At 75.0% G+C, this 15,863-nt stretch carries 18 protein-coding genes; 9 read left to right on the top strand and 9 right to left on the bottom strand.

The window, feature by feature from the left end; translation table 11 throughout:
* Positions 1-280 precede the first annotated feature (280 nt).
* The 7 genes from ACIQGZ_RS00270 to ACIQGZ_RS00240 all read left to right on the top strand — a co-directional run bounded on the left by ACIQGZ_RS00270 (position 281) and on the right by ACIQGZ_RS00240 (position 5,555).
* A complete protein-coding gene (locus ACIQGZ_RS00270; protein ID WP_402598317.1) occupies positions 281-1,060 on the top strand; it encodes a polysaccharide deacetylase family protein in 780 nt (259 codons plus the stop codon).
* A gap of 156 nt (positions 1,061-1,216) precedes the next feature.
* Positions 1,217-1,705, top strand: coding sequence for a cation:proton antiporter regulatory subunit (locus ACIQGZ_RS00265; RefSeq protein WP_402598316.1), 489 nt, complete (start codon positions 1,217-1,219; stop codon positions 1,703-1,705).
* Positions 1,706-1,711: 6 nt separating this feature from the next.
* The gene (locus tag ACIQGZ_RS00260; protein WP_402598315.1) at positions 1,712-2,941 is read left to right on the top strand and encodes a cation:proton antiporter; all 1,230 of its coding nucleotides are present in this window, start codon (positions 1,712-1,714) and stop codon (positions 2,939-2,941) included.
* A gap of 135 nt (positions 2,942-3,076) precedes the next feature.
* Positions 3,077-3,517, top strand: coding sequence for a hypothetical protein (locus ACIQGZ_RS00255; protein ID WP_402598314.1), 441 nt, complete (start codon positions 3,077-3,079; stop codon positions 3,515-3,517).
* A 155-nt stretch (positions 3,518-3,672) separates the two neighbouring features.
* Positions 3,673-4,593, top strand: coding sequence for a hypothetical protein (locus ACIQGZ_RS00250; protein ID WP_402598313.1), 921 nt, complete (start codon positions 3,673-3,675; stop codon positions 4,591-4,593).
* Positions 4,594-4,700: 107 nt separating this feature from the next.
* Entirely contained in the window at positions 4,701-4,967 is a 267-nt protein-coding gene (locus ACIQGZ_RS00245; RefSeq protein ID WP_402598311.1) for a GlsB/YeaQ/YmgE family stress response membrane protein, read from the top strand.
* 132 nt (positions 4,968-5,099) lie between these two features.
* Positions 5,100-5,555, top strand: coding sequence for a tellurite resistance TerB family protein (locus ACIQGZ_RS00240; protein ID WP_402598310.1), 456 nt, complete (start codon positions 5,100-5,102; stop codon positions 5,553-5,555).
* A gap of 55 nt (positions 5,556-5,610) precedes the next feature.
* Here ACIQGZ_RS00240 and ACIQGZ_RS00235 read toward each other — a convergent pair whose 3' ends face one another.
* A complete protein-coding gene (locus ACIQGZ_RS00235) occupies positions 5,611-6,744 on the bottom strand; it encodes a cobalt-precorrin-5B (C(1))-methyltransferase (protein WP_402598309.1) in 1,134 nt (377 codons plus the stop codon).
* Positions 6,745-6,785: 41 nt separating this feature from the next.
* Between ACIQGZ_RS00235 and ACIQGZ_RS00230 the strand changes: the two genes are divergently transcribed.
* Complete coding sequence (locus ACIQGZ_RS00230; RefSeq protein WP_402598308.1) at positions 6,786-7,526, top strand: cobalt-precorrin-6A reductase; 741 nt, start codon at positions 6,786-6,788, stop codon at positions 7,524-7,526.
* A gap of 43 nt (positions 7,527-7,569) precedes the next feature.
* Here the strand turns inward: ACIQGZ_RS00230 and ACIQGZ_RS00225 are convergent, their stop codons facing one another.
* The 7 genes from ACIQGZ_RS00225 to ACIQGZ_RS00195 all read right to left on the bottom strand — a co-directional run bounded on the left by ACIQGZ_RS00225 (position 7,570) and on the right by ACIQGZ_RS00195 (position 14,108).
* Complete coding sequence (locus ACIQGZ_RS00225; RefSeq protein WP_402598306.1) at positions 7,570-8,196, bottom strand: precorrin-8X methylmutase; 627 nt, start codon at positions 8,194-8,196, stop codon at positions 7,570-7,572.
* Between the two features lie 55 nt (positions 8,197-8,251).
* Complete coding sequence (locus tag ACIQGZ_RS00220) at positions 8,252-9,013, bottom strand: DedA family protein (RefSeq protein WP_402598305.1); 762 nt, start codon at positions 9,011-9,013, stop codon at positions 8,252-8,254.
* A gap of 70 nt (positions 9,014-9,083) precedes the next feature.
* Positions 9,084-11,477 carry an ATP-binding cassette domain-containing protein gene (locus tag ACIQGZ_RS00215; protein WP_402598304.1) on the bottom strand — a complete coding sequence of 798 codons (2,394 nt, stop codon included), beginning with the start codon at positions 11,475-11,477 and terminating at the stop codon, positions 9,084-9,086.
* Positions 11,478-11,638: 161 nt separating this feature from the next.
* The gene (locus tag ACIQGZ_RS00210) at positions 11,639-12,055 is read right to left on the bottom strand and encodes a VOC family protein (RefSeq protein ID WP_402598302.1); all 417 of its coding nucleotides are present in this window, start codon (positions 12,053-12,055) and stop codon (positions 11,639-11,641) included.
* 10 nt (positions 12,056-12,065) lie between these two features.
* Positions 12,066-12,503: a helix-turn-helix domain-containing protein gene (locus ACIQGZ_RS00205; protein WP_402598301.1), complete on the bottom strand. Its 438-nt coding sequence runs from the start codon at positions 12,501-12,503 to the stop codon at positions 12,066-12,068.
* Between the two features lie 108 nt (positions 12,504-12,611).
* On the bottom strand, positions 12,612-13,259 hold the full coding sequence (locus tag ACIQGZ_RS00200) for a dienelactone hydrolase family protein (RefSeq protein WP_402598300.1): 648 nt from the start codon (positions 13,257-13,259) through the stop codon (positions 12,612-12,614).
* Positions 13,260-13,313: 54 nt separating this feature from the next.
* A complete protein-coding gene (locus ACIQGZ_RS00195; protein ID WP_402598299.1) occupies positions 13,314-14,108 on the bottom strand; it encodes a hypothetical protein in 795 nt (264 codons plus the stop codon).
* Between the two features lie 153 nt (positions 14,109-14,261).
* On the opposite strand from ACIQGZ_RS00195, the gene ACIQGZ_RS00190 reads away from it, so the two are divergent.
* On the top strand, positions 14,262-15,407 hold the full coding sequence (locus ACIQGZ_RS00190) for a hypothetical protein (RefSeq protein WP_402598298.1): 1,146 nt from the start codon (positions 14,262-14,264) through the stop codon (positions 15,405-15,407).
* Between the two features lie 64 nt (positions 15,408-15,471).
* Here the strand turns inward: ACIQGZ_RS00190 and ACIQGZ_RS00185 are convergent, their stop codons facing one another.
* On the bottom strand, positions 15,472-15,855 hold the full coding sequence (locus ACIQGZ_RS00185; protein WP_402598297.1) for a hypothetical protein: 384 nt from the start codon (positions 15,853-15,855) through the stop codon (positions 15,472-15,474).
* Positions 15,856-15,863: the final 8 nt, after the last annotated feature.

Genomic DNA, 15,863 nt, shown 5'->3' with positions numbered 1-15,863 from the left:
CCGTCGCGCGGCCCGCCCGGCAGCCGCGCTCCCGGGCCGCTCCGGGCGGTCGCCCACCACCCGCCGCGACCCCCGCGATGCCCGCCCGAACCCACCCCGGCCAGCGGTTTCGTCCCGGCGGACCGTAGCCTTCGACAGGTCGCCCGACTCCCGTTGCAGGAGCGGGACATGGCGCTGACGGGCCCGTGAAGCGGGGCCGTCAGGCTGTGATCACCGGCGCCGGGGAGGGGCTCGGCCCCGCCGGGCCGGGTGTGAAGGATCTGAGGAGAGGGGCAGTGCCGTGAGGCTCGGCAGGGGGGTGGTGGCGGTGCTCGCCGCCGCAGGGCTGGCAGTGTCGGTGGCGGCCTGCGGAAGCGGCGCGGCCCCGGTGGCGGACGGGACGGCACCGGGCGGGGCCGGTGCCCGCCCCACCAGGCAGCACGACCGGGTGCCCGAGCCCCCGCCGACGCCCACCGTCGGCAAGGAGATCCAGCACACCCTGGAGGACGGCGGCCGCAGCGTCGGCCTGACCTTCGACGACGGCCCGGACCCCACCTGGACGCCCAAGGTGCTCGCCCTGCTCGCCCAGCACCACGCCAAGGCCGTCTTCTGCATGATCGGCCCCAATGCCGCCGCCCACCCGGAGCTGGTCCGCCAGGTCGTCGCCGCGGGGCACCGGCTGTGCGACCACTCGGTGCACCACAACGAGAGCCAGAGCAGCCGCTCCGCCGACTACAACGTGCACGAGATCGTCGACGCCCAACTGGAGATCGCCAAGGCCGCCGGACCCGGCGCGCCGCTCTGGTACTACCGCGCCCCGGGCGGCGACTTCACCCCGGCGATCCGCACCGTGGCCGCCGAGCACGGCCTGCGCCCGCTGGGCTGGCAGGTCGACTCCCGGGACTGGCAGCGGCCCGGCGCCCAGGCGATCGTCAACACCGTCTTCGCCGAGCTGAAGCCCGGCCGGATCGTGCTGATGCACGACGGCGGCGGCGACCGCTCGCAGAGCCTGGCCGCGCTGCGGACCGTACTGGACCGGCTGGACAGCGAGGGCTGGACGTACAGCTTCCCGCGCCGCTGACCGGCGGCGGGCGGGGCGCCGGGCGGCTTCCGGACGGGTGCCGGGCGGGTTCCGGGGCGGGCGGGCCGTCGTCGACCGAGCCCATGGTAATGGAATGGTAAAATTCTATGCTGTTGGGAGACCGCAGCCTGCCCGCCCGCCACCCGGAGCCCTGCCATGGAACACGCCGCCCACGCCCGCCGCACCCTGCTGCCCGGTGTCGGGGTCCGCTACGACCTCGTCACCGAGGAAGGCCGCCACGTCTCCGTGGTGGCCCATCAGGACGGCCGCCGCTTCCTCGCCTTCCACGACCCGGCCGACGACGACGCCTGCCGGGACACCGTCCCGCTGGCCCCCGCCGAAGCCGCCGGACTGGCCAAACTGCTCGCCCCCGACCCCCTGCGCCAGCACCTGCCCAGCGAGGTCGAGATCGACCTCGTCACCGAGAAGATCCCGGTCACCGCCCGCTCCCCGTACAGCGGCCGGACCCTCGGCGCGACCCAGGCGCGCACCCGCACCGGCGCCTCCATCGTCGCCGTGCTGCGCCGCACCTCCGCCACCCCCTCGCCCACCCCCGACTTCCGCTTCGCGGCCGGGGACGTTCTCGTCGTAGTCGGCACCCGCGAGGGTGTGGAGGCCGTGGCGGACCTGATCACCGGAGGCTGACCGCCCGTGCACGACACCACCACCAGCCTGCTCATCGAACTCGGTGCCGTCATCCTGGCGCTCGGCATCCTCGGCCGGATCGCCGGCCGCTTCGGCTTCTCGCCCATCCCGCTCTACCTGCTGGCCGGGCTCGCCTTCGGCCGCGGCGGCCTGCTGCCGCTGGACGCCAGCGAGTCCTTCGTCGCCACCGGCGCCGAACTCGGCGTGATCCTGCTGCTCCTGCTGCTGGGCCTGGAGTACAGCGCCCCCGAACTCGTCACCAGCCTCAAGACCCAGTACCCCTCCGGCGCCGTCGACTTCGCACTCAACGCGCTCCCCGGCGCCGCCGCCGCCCTGCTGCTCGGCTGGGGCCCGGTCGCCGCCGTGGCACTGGCCGGCGTCACCTGGGTCTCCTCCTCCGGAGTGATCGCCAAAGTCCTGGGCGACCTCGGCCGGCTCGGCAACCGCGAGACCCCGGTCATCCTCGGCGTCCTGGTCATCGAAGACCTCGCCATGGCGCTCTACCTGCCCATCCTCACCGCACTGCTGGCCGGGATGAGCCTGGCCGGTGGCAGCATCGCGCTGGTGGTCTCGCTCGGCACCGTCGGCGCCGTCCTCTATGTCGCGCTCCGCCACGGCCGGCTGATCAGCCGCGCCGTCTCCTCCGACGTCCCCGAGATGCTGCTGCTGGTCGTCCTCGGCCTCACCCTGGTCGTCGCGGGCCTGGCCCAGCAGCTCCAGGTCTCCGCCGCCGTCGGCGCCTTCCTGGTCGGCATCGCGCTCTCCGGCGAGGTCGCCGAAGGCGCCCGCAACCTGCTCACCCCGCTGCGCGACCTGTTCGCCGCCGTCTTCTTCGTCTTCTTCGGCCTCAGCACCGACCCGGCCGCGATCCCGCCGGTGCTGCTCACCGCGCTGCTGCTGGCCGCGATCACCGCCTGCACCAAGGTCGGCACCGGCTGGTACGCGGCCCGGCGCGCCGGGGTCAAGCCGGCCGGCCGCTGGCGGGCGGGCGGCGCGCTGGTCGCCCGGGGCGAGTTCTCCATCGTCATCGCGGGCCTGGCCGTCGGCACCGAGCCCCGGGTCGGCCCGCTGGCCACCGCCTATGTGCTGATCCTGGTCATCGTCGGCCCGCTGGCGGCCCGCTGGACCGAACCGATCGTCCGCAGAACGCGGCTCGGCCTCCGGAAGACCCCGCCGCCCCCGTCCGGCCCGCCTCCCGCCGGGCTGGCGGAGGTGCCGACCGCCACGTCCGGCTGACCGGGCGGGCATGAAGGGGCGGGCGTACGGGGCCGCCGTACCGGGCCGCCGTACGGGTGGCCCGGCGCGGCCCGGGGCGTAGCGGGGCCGAATCCGGGAACCGGCGGCGGGTCACCGACACCCAGGAGGCCACCCGTGCGACTCCCGATCAAGGCCCGCCACCTCGCGCCCCGACTGATCACCGGCGCGTTCATCCTCAACTCCGGGCTGGGCAAGTTCCAGGCCCGGCACGACGAGCAGACCGCGCAGGCCCTGCACGGCATGGCGGCCGGCAGCTACCCGTTCCTGCGCCGGGTGCCGCCCGCCACCTTCGTCACCCTGCTGGCCGCCGCCGAGACCGCCCTCGGCGGCGCGCTGCTGCTCCCGGTGGTCCCCACCGCCGTCGCCGGCGCCGGGCTGACCGCCTTCTCCGGCGGTCTGCTGGGGCTCTACTTCCGTACGCCCGGCCTGCGCAAGCCGGGCAGTCTCGCCCCGACCCAGGACGGCCTGCCGATCGCCAAGGACAGCTGGCTGCTCGGCATCGGCCTGGGCTTCCTCACCGACGCCTGCGCCGAACGGCGGCGCTGCTGCCGCTGATCCACTGCGCCATCTGTCGGGCCATCCGTCGGGCCATCCGTCGGGCCGTGCGCTGGGCCATGCGCTGGGCCGTCCGCCGGGCCGTCCACCGACGCGCTCCGGCGGCCGCCGCTCGACCCACGCTCCCGTAACCTGGCGCCCTTACTGTTGCTCCCATGGGCGATCAGCAGGAAGAGAGCCAGGGGGACGCCGCGCCGGAGATCGAGGCCGTCGTCACCCTCCAGATCCGCGTCACCGACTGGGCCGCCCTGCGCGCGGCGGGGCACCGGGCGGTACGCGGCATCAGCTTCGAGGGCACCGACCCGGAGCGGCAGCGCGCCGCCATGGCGGCCGAGGTCGACGACGGCCCGCAGGGCGCGCTGAACGTACTGCTCGACCCCGAACAGCTGCTGGAGGGCGTCCCCGGCGTGGAGCTGCTCGGCGGCGCGCTCACCACCCGGCCCGCCGACTCCTTCGAGCCGGACTTCGCGGAGCTGTTCCCGCTCGACCCGGTCCCCTCCGGGCCGGGTGAGGGCTGGCTGCTCACCCCGCGCACCGCCTGCCTGCTGTACGAGCAGCTGTCCGCGCTCGCCGACGCCGGGTACGACGACGTGGAGGAGTACGGCGGGGCGCCGGTCGTGTCGGGCGAGGAACACGAGTGGGCGCTGCTCGGCCGGCTGCCCCGGATCACCTGGCACCAGGACGTCGACTGGCGGCGGGCGATGACCCGCTCCTTCGACGACCTGGCCGAGGACCTGGCCGGCGGGCTGTGGCCGCAGCCGCGCTGCCCGGCCGAGGAGCTGGCGCTGCACCTGGCGCTGACCGACGCGGCCGCCGCGCTGGAGGATGAGCCCGACCACATCGCGGAGCTGATGGTCGCCCTGCCGGCGCACCCCTTCGACTACGACTGGGGCGGCTGCCACGAGCTGCTCCTCCAGGACGGCGACCTGCTGCTGGTGGACGCGCTCGGCGCGGACGGCGTCGAAGGACCGGGGGCCGACCGGGAGCCGGGCGACGGCGGCCGGTGGCCGTCGGCCTGGTTCGTCCGCTTCGACGGCGCCGACCCCCGCGACCCGGACCGGGGCTTCCGGCGCTGAGCGGCCCCCTGGCCGACGGTTGTGCGGCGGTCGGCAACCGATCGGCCGCCGCCGGGCGTCCTCCCGGGTGTCAGCTCCTCCGCGTACCGAGAGGCAGGGAGTACCGCATGGGAATCATCGGCTGGGTCGTCCTCGGACTGATCGCCGGGGCCATCGCCAAGGCCGTCCTGCCGGGGCGCGACCCCGGCGGCCTCATCGGCACCACGGTGATCGGCGTGGCCGGCGCCTTCGTCGGCGGCTGGCTGTCGGCCACCTTCCTGCACCGGTCCGTCGCCCGGCAGTTCTTCGACGGCGCCACCTGGGTGTCGGCCGTCGCCGGTTCGCTGGTGCTGCTGATCGCGTACCGGCTGGTGTTCGGCAACTCGCGGGACTGACCGGGCCGACCGGTCCCGGCCGGTTCCGACCCCTTCCGGGGGACGGATCGGCGGATCGCGGAACGCCGGGTGGCCTCCCGACGTTGGCTGGGCAGGCGCTTTACGCCCCCATTACCTAGGAGAGATTCACCCATGGCACTGTGGAACCGGCTGAAAGAGTCCGCGCAGACGATGCAGACCCAGCTGGAGGCCAAGAAGAACGACCTGAAGAGCGGCGCCTTCCGCGACGCCAGCATGGCGATGTGCGCCCTGGTCGCGGCCGCCGACGGCTCGGTCGACCCCTCCGAGCGGCAGCGGGTCGCCTCCCTGATCGCCTCCAACCCGGTGCTGCAGAACTTCGCCGCCGACGACCTCCAGCGCCGCTTCGACGCCTATCTGGCCCAGCTCAGCGGCGACTTCGCCATCGGGAAGGTCGGCATCCTCCAGGAGATCGGCAAGGTCCGCAAGAAGCCGACCGAGGCCCGCGCCGTGATCCAGATCGGCATTGTGATCGGCGGCGCCGACGGCGACTTCGACAAGACCGAGCAGGGCGTCGTCCGCGAGGCGTGCTTCGCGGTCGGCATCTCCCCCGACGAGTTCGACCTGTAACGGCCCGTCAAGGTCTGGCCCCGGCGGGCGGCCGCCGGGGCCGGACCGGGCAGCCTCAGCGTGGCCCCGCCGGTGCGGCGCGGCCCACCACGGCCCCGGCCCGGTCGACGCAGATCACGTCCACCGCCACCGGGGCGCCCCGCAGCACGTCCAGCGCCGTCCGCCGGGCCGCCGCCGCGACCAGGTCGCCCAGCGGCACGCCCCGCGCCGCGCAGAGCTGCACGGCGGCCAGCCCGGTGTTGGCCGCTGCCACGGCGTCGGCCAGCGCGTCCCCCGCGCCGCCGACCCTGGCCAGCCCGGCCAGGTACCCCTTGTCGACCTGCGAGCGTCCGGAGTGGAGGTCAAGATGTCCGGCGGCCAGCTTGGAGAGCTTGGCGAAGCCGCCCGCGACGGTGAGCCGGGGCACCGGGTGCCGCCGCAGGTACTTCAGCACCGCGCCCGCGAAGTCCCCCATGTCCAGCAGCGCGTCCTCCGGCAGCCCGTACGCGGCCACCGCGACCTGTTCCGAGGTGGAGCCGGTGCAGCCCGCGACATGGGTGCGGCCCGCCGCGCGGGCCACGTCGACGCCCCGCCGGATGCTCTCGATCCAGGCCGAGCAGGAGTACGGCACCACGATGCCGGTCGTCCCCAGCACGGACAGCCCGCCGAGGATGCCCAGCCGGGGGTTCCAGGTGGAGCGGGCCAGCTCCTCGCCGTGGTCCACCGACAGCTCGACCACCAGGTCACCGCTGCCGCCGTACCGAGCCGCGACCTCCGCGACCGCGTCCCGCATCATCCGCCGGGGCACCGGGTTGACCGCCGGCTCGCCCACCGGCACCGGCAGTCCCGGCTTGGTCACCGTGCCCACCCCCGGCCCGGCCCGGAAGACCACCCCGGCCCCGGCGGCGGCCGGCCGCACCGTCGCCCGGACCAGCGCGCCATGGGTGACGTCCGGGTCGTCCCCCGCGTCCTTGACCACCCCCGCCGTGGCCTGCCCGCCGCCCAGCTCCTCCACCGCCAGCGCGAACGACGGGCGTTCGCCCCGGGGCAGCGTGATGGCCACCGGGTCCGGGAAGTCGCCGGTCAGCAGGGCCGTGTACGCGGCGGTGGTGGCGGCCGTGGCACAGGCGCCGGTGGTCCAGCCGTGCCGCATCCGGGTCCGCTCCAGCTGGGCGGCGCGACCGCTCGCCCCGGGCCGCGGCTCAGCCACGGCGGGCCCGCCGCCACCGGACCGGCGCCGGGCGGCCGCCGATGAGGGTGCTGATCCTGGGCGGTACGGCCGAGGCCCGCGCGCTGGCCGCCGAGCTGGCCGCCGACCCCCGGATCGAGGTGACCAGCTCACTGGCCGGGCGGGTCGCCGCACCCCGGCCGCCCGCCGGGCGGCTGCGCGTCGGCGGCTTCGGCGGCCCGGCCGGCCTGGCCGACTGGCTGCGCGAGCAGCGGACGGACGCACTGGTCGACGCCACCCACCCCTTCGCCCGGACCATCACCGCCAACGCCGCCGAGGCGGCCACCGCCGCCCGGGTGCCGCTGCTGGTGCTGCGCCGCCCCGGCTGGCGCCCGCAGCCCGGCGACCGCCGGCACCCGGCCGACTCGCTGGAGGAGGCCGCCGCCCTGCTGCCCGGCCTGGGCCGCCGGATCTTCCTGACCACCGGCAGGCTGGAGGCGGCGGCCTTCGCGCACCTGGCCGACCTGTGGTTCCTGCTGCGGTCGGTGGACCCGCCCGAGCCGCCGCTGCCGCCGCACACCCTGGTGCTGCTCGCCAGGGGCCCGTACACCGTGGCGGGGGAGCGGGAGCTGCTGCGCGAGCACCGGATCGACGTCCTGGTCAGCAAGGACAGCGGCGGCCCGGCCACCGCCGCCAAGCTCACCGCCGCCCGTGAGCTGGGCCTGCCGGTGCTGCTGGTGCGGCGGCCGCCGCTGCCGCCCGGCGTGGCCTCGGTGCCGGACGCGGCGGCGGCTGCGGCCTGGGTACGGGGCCTGCGCGGGTAGCGGGGGCTGTGCGGGCTGCGGGGAGCGCGGGGGTGAGCCGGGGTCACTCCGCCTCGCAGGCGATGGCGTTCACCGCTGCGGCGGCCAGCGCACTGCCGCCGCGTCTGCCGTGCACCACCAGATGGTCCAGGGCCGCCGGATGGTCCGCCAGCGCCTGCTTGGACTCGGCGGCGCCCACGAAGCCGACCGGTACCCCGATCACCAGCGCCGGGCGCGGCGCACCGGCTTCCACCAGCTCCAGCAGCCGGAACAGCGCGGTCGGCGCATTGCCGACCGCCACCACCGCCCCGTCCAACCGGTCCCGCCACAGCTCCAGGGCCGCCGCGCTGCGGGTGGTCCCCAGCCGCTCCGCCAGCGCGGGCACGGCGGGGTCGGCCAGGGTGCACAGCACCTCGTTGCCAGCCGGCAGCCGCCGCCGGGTGATCCCGCTGGCGACCATGGAGACATCGCACAGCACCGGCGCCCCGGCCCGCAGCGCCGCCCGGCCCCGGGCCACCGCGCCCGGACTGACGGCCAGGTCGCGGACCAGGTCGACCATCCCGCAGGCGTGGATCATCCGCACCGCGACCTGCGAGACCTCCGGCTCCAGCCCGGCCAGGTCCGCTTCCGCGCGGATGGTCGCGAACGACTGGCGGTAGATCTCCGCGCCGTCCTTCTCGTACTCGAACACAGGGTCCTCCCGGCCGGAGCATAGCCCGGTATGCCCCGCCGGGCTGTGGCGCGCCTTACCCCTCGTCCGCCTCATCAGCCCGGTCCGCCCGGTCCGCCCGGTGCGATCCGCCCTGCCGGTGCGCTCCGCCGTCCGCGTCCGCGTCCGCGTCCGCGCCCGCGTCCGCGCCCGCGTCCGCGTCCGCGCCCGTCGTGCGGCGGCCCCGGCGGCGTCGCACCAGCCGGTGCGCGACGAAGCCGACGACGGCGACGCCCAGGGCGATCAGCAGATAGCTCTGGTAGCGGCTCACCTCCGCGTACACCGCGTCGATGTGCGAGCCCGCCAGATAGCCGACCCCCGCCCAGAGGCCGACCCAGAGCGCCGCGCCCAGCGCGTTGAACAGCAGGAAGGTACGCCAGTGCATCCCGGTGGTGCCCGCGATGATGCCGTTGGCCTGCCGCAGCCCCTCCACGAACCGGGCGATGGTCACCACCGCCGGGCCGCGCCGGGTGAAGAAGTCCTCCGCCTTGCCGAAGCGCTCCGGGGTGAGCAGCACATAGCGGCCCCAGCGGTGCACGAACGCCCGCCCGCCGGTGCGCCCGACCACATAGCCGATGTTGTCCCCGACCACGGCGGCGGCCAGCGCGATCAGCACCACGGCGGCGATGTCCAGCCGCCCGGCACCGGCGTAGACCGCTGCGGCGACCAGGATGGTCTCCCCCGGCACCGGGACCCCGAAGTCCTCCACCGCGACCAGGGCGCCGACCGCCCAGTAGCCGTAGTGGTCCAGCACCGGGGCGAGGTGGGAGAGCGGGCCGGGGAGGGTCGTCGCCGCCATGCTGCCCACCCTACGGCGGGCAGGCCCCGCGACGGCGCCTGACGCGGCGGGGGTGGTCGGCCCCGCCGCGTCAGGCGCCGACGTAGGCCGCGAGGTGCTCGCCGGTGAGGGTGGAGCGGGCGGCGACCAACTCGGCGGGGGTGCCCTCGAAGACGATCCGGCCGCCGTCGTGGCCGGCGCCCGGCCCCAGGTCGACGATCCAGTCGGCGTGCGCCATGACCGCCTGGTGGTGCTCGATGACGATCACCGACTTGCCGGAGTCCACCAGCCGGTCGAGCAGCCCGAGCAGGTTCTTGACGTCGGCGAGGTGGAGGCCGGCGGTGGGTTCGTCCAGGACGTACACGCCGCCCTTCTCGGCCAGGTGGGTGGCCAGCTTGAGCCGCTGCCGCTCGCCGCCGGACAGCGTGGTGAGCGGCTGGCCCAGGGTCAGGTAGCCGAGCCCCACGTCGGAGAGGCGTTCCAGAATCCGGTGGGCGGCGGGGACGCGTGCCTCGCCGGTGCCGAAGAACTCCTCGGCCTCGTCGACCGGCATGGCGAGGACCTCGCTGATGTCGCGGCCGCCCAGCCGGTACTCCAGGACCGACGCCTCGAAACGCCTGCCCTCGCAGTCCTCGCAGGTGGTGGCGGTGCCCGCCATCATCCCCAGGTCGGTGTAGAGGACGCCCGCGCCGTTGCAGGTGGGGCAGGCGCCCTCGGAGTTGGCGCTGAACAGCGCGGGCTTCACGCCGTTGGCCTTGGCGAAGGCGGTGCGGATCGGGTCGAGCAGGCCGGTGTAGGTCGCCGGGTTGCTGCGGCGGGAACCCTTGATCGGTGACTGGTCGACGGCCACCACGCCGTCCCGGCGCGCCACCGAGCCGTGGATCAGCGAACTCTTGCCGGAGCCCGCCACCCCGGTGACGACGCACAGCACCCCGAGCGGGAGGTCGACGTCGACGTTCCGCAGGTTGTGCGTCGTCGCGCCGCGGATCTCCAGCGTGCCGGTGCGCGTCCGCACCGTCTCCTTGAGGGCGGCCCGGTCGTCCAGATGGCGGCCGGTGAGGGTGCCGCCGGTCCGCAGCCCCGCGACGGTGCCCTCGAAGCAGACGGTGCCGCCCGCCGTACCGGCGCCGGGGCCGAGGTCGACCACATGGTCGGCTATCGCGATCGTCTCCGGCTTGTGCTCCACCACCAGCACCGTGTTGCCCTTGTCCCGCAGCCGCAGCAGCAGGCTGTTCATCCGCTGGATGTCATGGGGGTGCAGGCCCGTGGTGGGCTCGTCGAAGACATAGGTGGTGTCGGTGAGCGGCGAGCCGAGGTGGCTGACCATCTTGATCCGCTGTCCCTCACCGCCGGACAGGGTGCCCACCGGACGTTCGAGTGCGAGGTAGCCGAGGCCGATCTCCACCAGGGAGTCCAGGGTGTGCAGCAGCTTGGCCAGCAGCGGCGCCACCGACGGCTCGTCCAGCCCGCGCACCCACGCGGCCAGGTCCCTGGTCTCCATCGCGCAGGCGTCGGCGATGCCGATCCCGCCGATCTTCGACGACCGGGCCGTCTCGCTGAGCCGGGAGCCGCCGCACTCCGGGCAGGTGGTGAAGGTCACCGCCCGCTCCACGAACGCCCGGATGTGCGGTTGCAGCGACTCCTTGTCCTTGGAGAGCATCGACTTCTGGATCTTCGGGATCAGGCCCTCGTACGTCAGGTTGACGCCGTCGACCTTCACCTTGGTCGGCGCACCGTGGAGGAAGTCCCGCAACTCCCGCTCGGTGAAGTCCCGGATCGGCTTCTTCGGGTCGAGGATGCCCGACTCGGCGTAGACCCGGGTGGTCCAGAAGCTGTCCTGCTTCCAGCCGGGGATGGTGAACGCGCCGTCGCCGATCGCCTTGGAGTCGTCGTAGAGCTGGGTGAGGTCGATGTCGGAGACCGTGCCCCGGCCCTCGCAGTGCGCGCACATGCCGCCGTGGTAGACGGCCTTGCGCACCACGACCCGCTGGCCCTTGCCCTTGTCGACGTTCATGGCGCCGCTCGCCGTCCGCTTGGGGACGTTGAAGGCGAACGCGCTGGGCGGGCCGACATACGGCTGCCCGAGCCGGCTGAAGAGGATGCGCAGCATCGCGTTGGCGTCGGTGGCGGTGCCGACCGTGGAGCGGGGGTCGGCGCCCAGCCGCTGCTGGTCGACGATGATCGCGGTGGTCAGCCCTTCGAGCACGTCGACCTCGGGCCGCGCCGGCGTCGGCATGAAGCCCTGGAGGAAGGCGCTGTAGGTCTCGTTGACCAGCCGCCGCGACTCGGCGGCGATCGTGCCGAACACCAGTGAGCTCTTGCCCGAGCCGGAGACGCCGGTGAACACCGTCAGCCGGCGCTTCGGGAGCTCGATGCTGACGTCCTTGAGGTTGTTCTCGCGGGCGCCGTGCACGCGGATCAGGTCGTGGCTGTCGGCAATGTGCGGCTCAGGCGCGTGCGTGTCCGTCCTCGGGGCCGTGCTCATCGTGTCTCCGTCTGTCGGGCGGGCCGCCTTCGCGGTCTCCGTCGTGTCGCCTGGCTGCTCGGTCCGACCGGTTTCGAGCAGTACGGGTGGGTTTTCGCGCCGCCGACGCGGTCGCGGCGGCGGCCGGGCCGTGCACCTGCCGGGCCGCAGCCGGCCGCTCGCTACCGCTTGCGGGGCTGGTTGAAGCGGATCATGTTCCCGGCCGGGTCGCGGAAGGCGCAGTCGCGGACGCCGTACGGCTGGTCGATCGGCTCCTGAAGCACCTCCCCGCCGGCGGTCCGGATGCGTTCGAAGGTGGCGTCGCAGTCGTCGGTGGAGAAGATCACGCCGCGCAGCAGGCCCTTGGCCAGCAGCTCCGCCATCGCCTGCCGGTCGGCCGGCGAGGCGTTGGGGTCGGCGAGCGGCGGTTCGAGGACGATCTCCACACCCGGCTGCGTGGGCGAGCCGACGGTCACCCAGCGCATCCCCTCGAAGGCGACGTCATTGCGTACCTCCAGGCCGAGGACGTCGCGGTAGAAGGCGAGCGCCTTGTCATGGTCGTCGACGGCGATGAAACACTGCGAGAGCTTGATGTCCATGCCTTAGACGCTACGAGGCGGCGGCGGCATCCGCTTCTCCGATCCTGATCGGTCTGTTCGTTCTGATCGGTCTGGTGAGGATCTTGGCGATGCAGGCCGGGATCGCGGCGCCGGCCTCGTGGCGGCGGGCCCGGTAGGCGCTGGGGCTCTCGCCGACCAGCTCGGTGAAGCGCGAGCTGAACGACCCCAGCGAGGTGCAGCCGACCGCGAAGCAGACCTCCGTCACGCTCAGGTCGCCCCGCCGCAGCAGCGCCTTCGCCCGCTCCACGCGGCGGGTCATCAGATAGCGGTAAGGCGTTTCCCCGAAGGCGGCGCGGAAGCTGCGGGAGAAGTGCCCGGGTGACATCAGGGCGACGTTCGCCAGCGCGGCGACGTCCAGCGGCCGTGCGTAGTCGCGGTCCATCACGTCCCGGGCGCGGCGCAGCAGTACCAGGTCCTCCAGGGTCATGCATCCCAGCATCGCACGGTGGCGACGGCCGTCCGCCGTGATCGGCGCCACCGGGCCCTGGGTGCACCACGGCCTCGTCGATCGCGGGGTACGCCCCAGGCAGGGCGGTCAGTCGTCGGCCATCCGCAGGAACCATTCGGCGGCGGCGTCGGCCACCCGCTCCAGCGCGCCGGGCTCCTCGAACAGATGGGTCGCCCCGGGGACGACGGTCACCGTGTGCGGGCCCGCCAGCCACTCGGCGGCCAGGATGTTGAGCCCCAGCACCTCGCGGTCCGCGCCGCCGACCAGCAGCAGTACGGGTGCCCGCACCTGCTCCAGCACCTCGGCCGCCAGATCGGGCCGCCCGCCCCGGGACACCACGGCCCGTACGCCCTCCGGCCGCTCGGCCGCCGCCACCAGCGCCGCCGCCGCGCCGGTGCTCGCGCCGAAGACACCCAGCGGCAGCCCGGCCGTCGCGGGCCGGGCGGCCAGCGCGTCCACCGCCGCGACCAGCCGCCGGCCCAGCAGCGGGATGTCGAAGCGGTACTCGGCGCTCACCCGGTCCGCCCGCTCCTCGGCCTCGGTCAGCAGGTCCAGCAGCAGCGTGCCCAGCCCGGCCCGCCGCAGCGCCTCCGCCACGGCCCGGTTGCGCGGGCTCTGCCGTGAACTGCCGCTGCCGTGCGCGAACAGCACCATGCCGCGCGGCCGCTCGGGCAGCGCGAGGTCGCCGGTGAGGACAGAATCTCCGGCGGCCACCTCGACCGTCTCGCTGGTCATGTCGCCTCCGATCGCCGTCGCGGGCCCGGTGCCCAGCCGTCGCGGGCCCGGTGCTCAGTACCCGATCTCGCGGGACAGCTCCAGCGCCAGCACCCGGTCCAGATACACGAACGTCTCGAACCGCGTCCCCGCCGGCACCTCGCCCACCTCCGCCAGCCCCCGCAGCAGCTCCAGCACGGCAGCGGTGTCCAGCCGCTCGGCCAGCAGCTCCCGCGCCGCCCGTACGGTCTCGGCGTGCACCGGCCGGGACGGCTCCCGCGCCCACTGCGCGACCAGCCCGCGCCAGCGTGCGAGCGTGGTCCCGGCGTCGGCCAGCGCCGCCGGGGTCAGCCCGGCGGGCGCCCCCGGGGCGTACCGCAGCAGCGCCAGCCGCAGCGTCTGCGGGTCGGTGGCCAGCAGGCCGGGGAAGAGCGTCTCGGCGTCGGCGTCCGCCTCCGCGCTGAACGGGGCCGCGCCGACGTCGATCCGCGAGCTGTCGACCCGTGAGCCGCCGATCCGCGAGCCGTCTGGCCCGCCGCCGACCGCGACGCCGTGGCCGACCACCCGTACGTCCGCCGGACCGCCCAGCGCCGCCGGGACGTCCCGGAAGCCCGCCTGCACGGTCGGCGGGTGGATGCCCAGCAGCTCGGCGTCGCGGACCAGCGCCTTGACCTGGTCCGGCGCCAGCTCCGGCAGACCCAGCCCCACCACGGACTGCCGCCCGCCGAGCGCGGCGGTCCGCAGCAGCACATCGCAGACCAGCAGCACCCGCAGATCGGCCAGGTGCGGTCGACCGTCCGCGCACGACGCGTCGGCGTAGACCCGCAGCAAGGTCCGGCGGGAGCCGGGGATGAGCCGGTCGGTGGCCAAGGAGTCCTCCAGGCGGTCGGTACAGCTGGCCCCTGGTTGCCTCGTGCCCAGGGCGGCGGGTACGCACGCCCGTCCGGCGCGACGCATTCGCCGGGGTGGCCCGGGTAGGAGACGGACTCGGTTGCGAACAGTGTCCCCGAGATTGGGGAGATCATGGAAACAGGCTTTCTCAGACCACTTCTCGACCACCACGGCCCCTGGGCCTCGGTCTACCTGGACACCTCGCGCGAGACGGCCGACGCCGCCAAGCTCCAGCAGCTGCGCGTGCGCGCGGTCGCCGAATCCCTGCTCGCCCAGGGCGCCGACGACCGCACCCGGCAGGCCGTGCTCGACCGGCTCACCGAGGAGGCCGTCTCCCGCGCCCCGGCCGGCCGGGCGGTCTTCGCCGCCCACGGCGAGGTGGTGCTCGATCTGCCCCTGGACGTCTCCCCGACCGCTGTGGAGACCGCCTGGTCGGCACTGCCGCACATCGCCCCGCTGGTCGGCCTGCTGGACGACGATCCGCTCTGCCTGGTCGCGTACGTCGATCGAGGCGGCGCCGACCTGGAGCTGCGCCACCCCCGGGGCAACCGGTCGCTCGGCAGCGTGGACGGCCGGGACTTCCAGGCCAGGGGGCACCGCACCGTACCCGCCGACCGGGCCGAGTGGCACTACCGGAACCGGGTCGAGGAGCAGCGCAAGCGGGTGGCGGGCCAGGTCGACGGCGAACTCGCCCGCCGGTTCGCGCAGAGCGGCGCCGAGCTGCTGGTGCTGTGCGGTGACCCCAAGGACCAGCGGGCCGTCCACCAGCGGCTGCCCGAACCGCTGCGGGCGGCCACGATCCAGGTGGACGGCGGCAGCCGGGGGGCGGGCGCGTCCAAGCGGCTGCTGGACCAGGAGATCATCGCGGCCTGCGAGCAGTACACCGGGCAGCGGCTGACCGAAGCCCTCAGCCGCTTCCACGCCGGACGCGGCCGACCCGGCGAGCACGGCGCGCTCGGCCCCGACAGCGCCCCGGGCGGCGCGGCCGAGGGCGTGCCCGCCGTGGTGGACGCCGCCCGCAGCCGCCAGGTGGCGGCGCTGCTGCTGGCGGAGCAGGGCGCCTACGGGCGGCAGCCGGTCTGGGTCGGCCCCGAACCCGACCAGGTCGCCGTCCAGCGCGGCCAGGTCCGCGCCATGGGCGTCCCGGACCCGGTCTCCGTCCCGGCCGGTGACGCGCTGCTGCGCTGCGCGGCCGCCGCCGACGCCGAAGTACTGCTGGTCCCCGACGGCGTGCCGGGACCGGCCGGCGGCCTCGGCGCGGTCCTGCGCTGGAGCTGATGCGCCGGAGCTGACCGGCGCACCGCCGACTGCCGCACCGGAGCACGGGGGCGGCAGTCGGCGCCTACCGGCGCTCGGTCCGCTGCCTGCGGTCGGCCGCCTGCTGCTCCACCATCCGGCGGGCGACCACGGCCAGGTCGATCACGGCGATGACGGCCAGGGCGGCGCAGATCGCGGCGAAGACGATGTAGGTGCCCCGGTTGGGCGCGGCGCCGCCGGAGCCAGCCCGCCAGGCGAGCACCGCGAACAGGGCCGCCCCGAGCACGAACAGCGGCGCGAAGATCCGCGACAGCGTCCGGCGGAACCCCAGGTCGCTGCGGGCGGTCCGTGGCTCGGTCCCGGCCCGTGGCCGGGGCTGCCGCTGCCGGTGCGGGCGCTCGGGCGGCTGGTACGGCCCGTACACCACCGTCCCCCGCGCCCGCCGGTCCGACCGCCGCCTCCATCGCATGCCCTCAC

The sequence above is a fragment of the Streptomyces sp. NPDC092296 genome (genome assembly GCF_044755465.1).
Classification (GTDB): domain Bacteria; phylum Actinomycetota; class Actinomycetes; order Streptomycetales; family Streptomycetaceae; genus Peterkaempfera.
The sequence above is the reverse complement of the archived record's forward strand: the minus strand, read 5'-3'. Positions and strand labels throughout refer to the sequence as shown.

What these genes read in the sequence shown, in the direction of transcription:
- ACIQGZ_RS00240 (WP_402598310.1), top strand. Translation starts at nt 5,100, where the DNA reads ATGGCACTGTGGAACCGGCTGAAAGAGTCCGCGCAGACGATGCAGACC.
- ACIQGZ_RS00230 (WP_402598308.1), top strand. Translation starts at nt 6,786, where the DNA reads ATGAGGGTGCTGATCCTGGGCGGTACGGCCGAGGCCCGCGCGCTGGCC.
- ACIQGZ_RS00245 (WP_402598311.1), top strand. Translation starts at nt 4,701, where the DNA reads ATGGGAATCATCGGCTGGGTCGTCCTCGGACTGATCGCCGGGGCCATC.
- ACIQGZ_RS00220 (WP_402598305.1), bottom strand. Translation starts at nt 9,013, where the DNA reads ATGGCGGCGACGACCCTCCCCGGCCCGCTCTCCCACCTCGCCCCGGTG.
- ACIQGZ_RS00200 (WP_402598300.1), bottom strand. Translation starts at nt 13,259, where the DNA reads ATGACCAGCGAGACGGTCGAGGTGGCCGCCGGAGATTCTGTCCTCACC.
- ACIQGZ_RS00190 (WP_402598298.1), top strand. Translation starts at nt 14,262, where the DNA reads ATGGAAACAGGCTTTCTCAGACCACTTCTCGACCACCACGGCCCCTGG.
- ACIQGZ_RS00215 (WP_402598304.1), bottom strand. Translation starts at nt 11,477, where the DNA reads ATGAGCACGGCCCCGAGGACGGACACGCACGCGCCTGAGCCGCACATT.
- ACIQGZ_RS00205 (WP_402598301.1), bottom strand. Translation starts at nt 12,503, where the DNA reads ATGACCCTGGAGGACCTGGTACTGCTGCGCCGCGCCCGGGACGTGATG.
- ACIQGZ_RS00210 (WP_402598302.1), bottom strand. Translation starts at nt 12,055, where the DNA reads ATGGACATCAAGCTCTCGCAGTGTTTCATCGCCGTCGACGACCATGAC.
- ACIQGZ_RS00185 (WP_402598297.1), bottom strand. Translation starts at nt 15,855, where the DNA reads ATGCGATGGAGGCGGCGGTCGGACCGGCGGGCGCGGGGGACGGTGGTG.
- ACIQGZ_RS00265 (WP_402598316.1), top strand. Translation starts at nt 1,217, where the DNA reads ATGGAACACGCCGCCCACGCCCGCCGCACCCTGCTGCCCGGTGTCGGG.
- ACIQGZ_RS00250 (WP_402598313.1), top strand. Translation starts at nt 3,673, where the DNA reads ATGGGCGATCAGCAGGAAGAGAGCCAGGGGGACGCCGCGCCGGAGATC.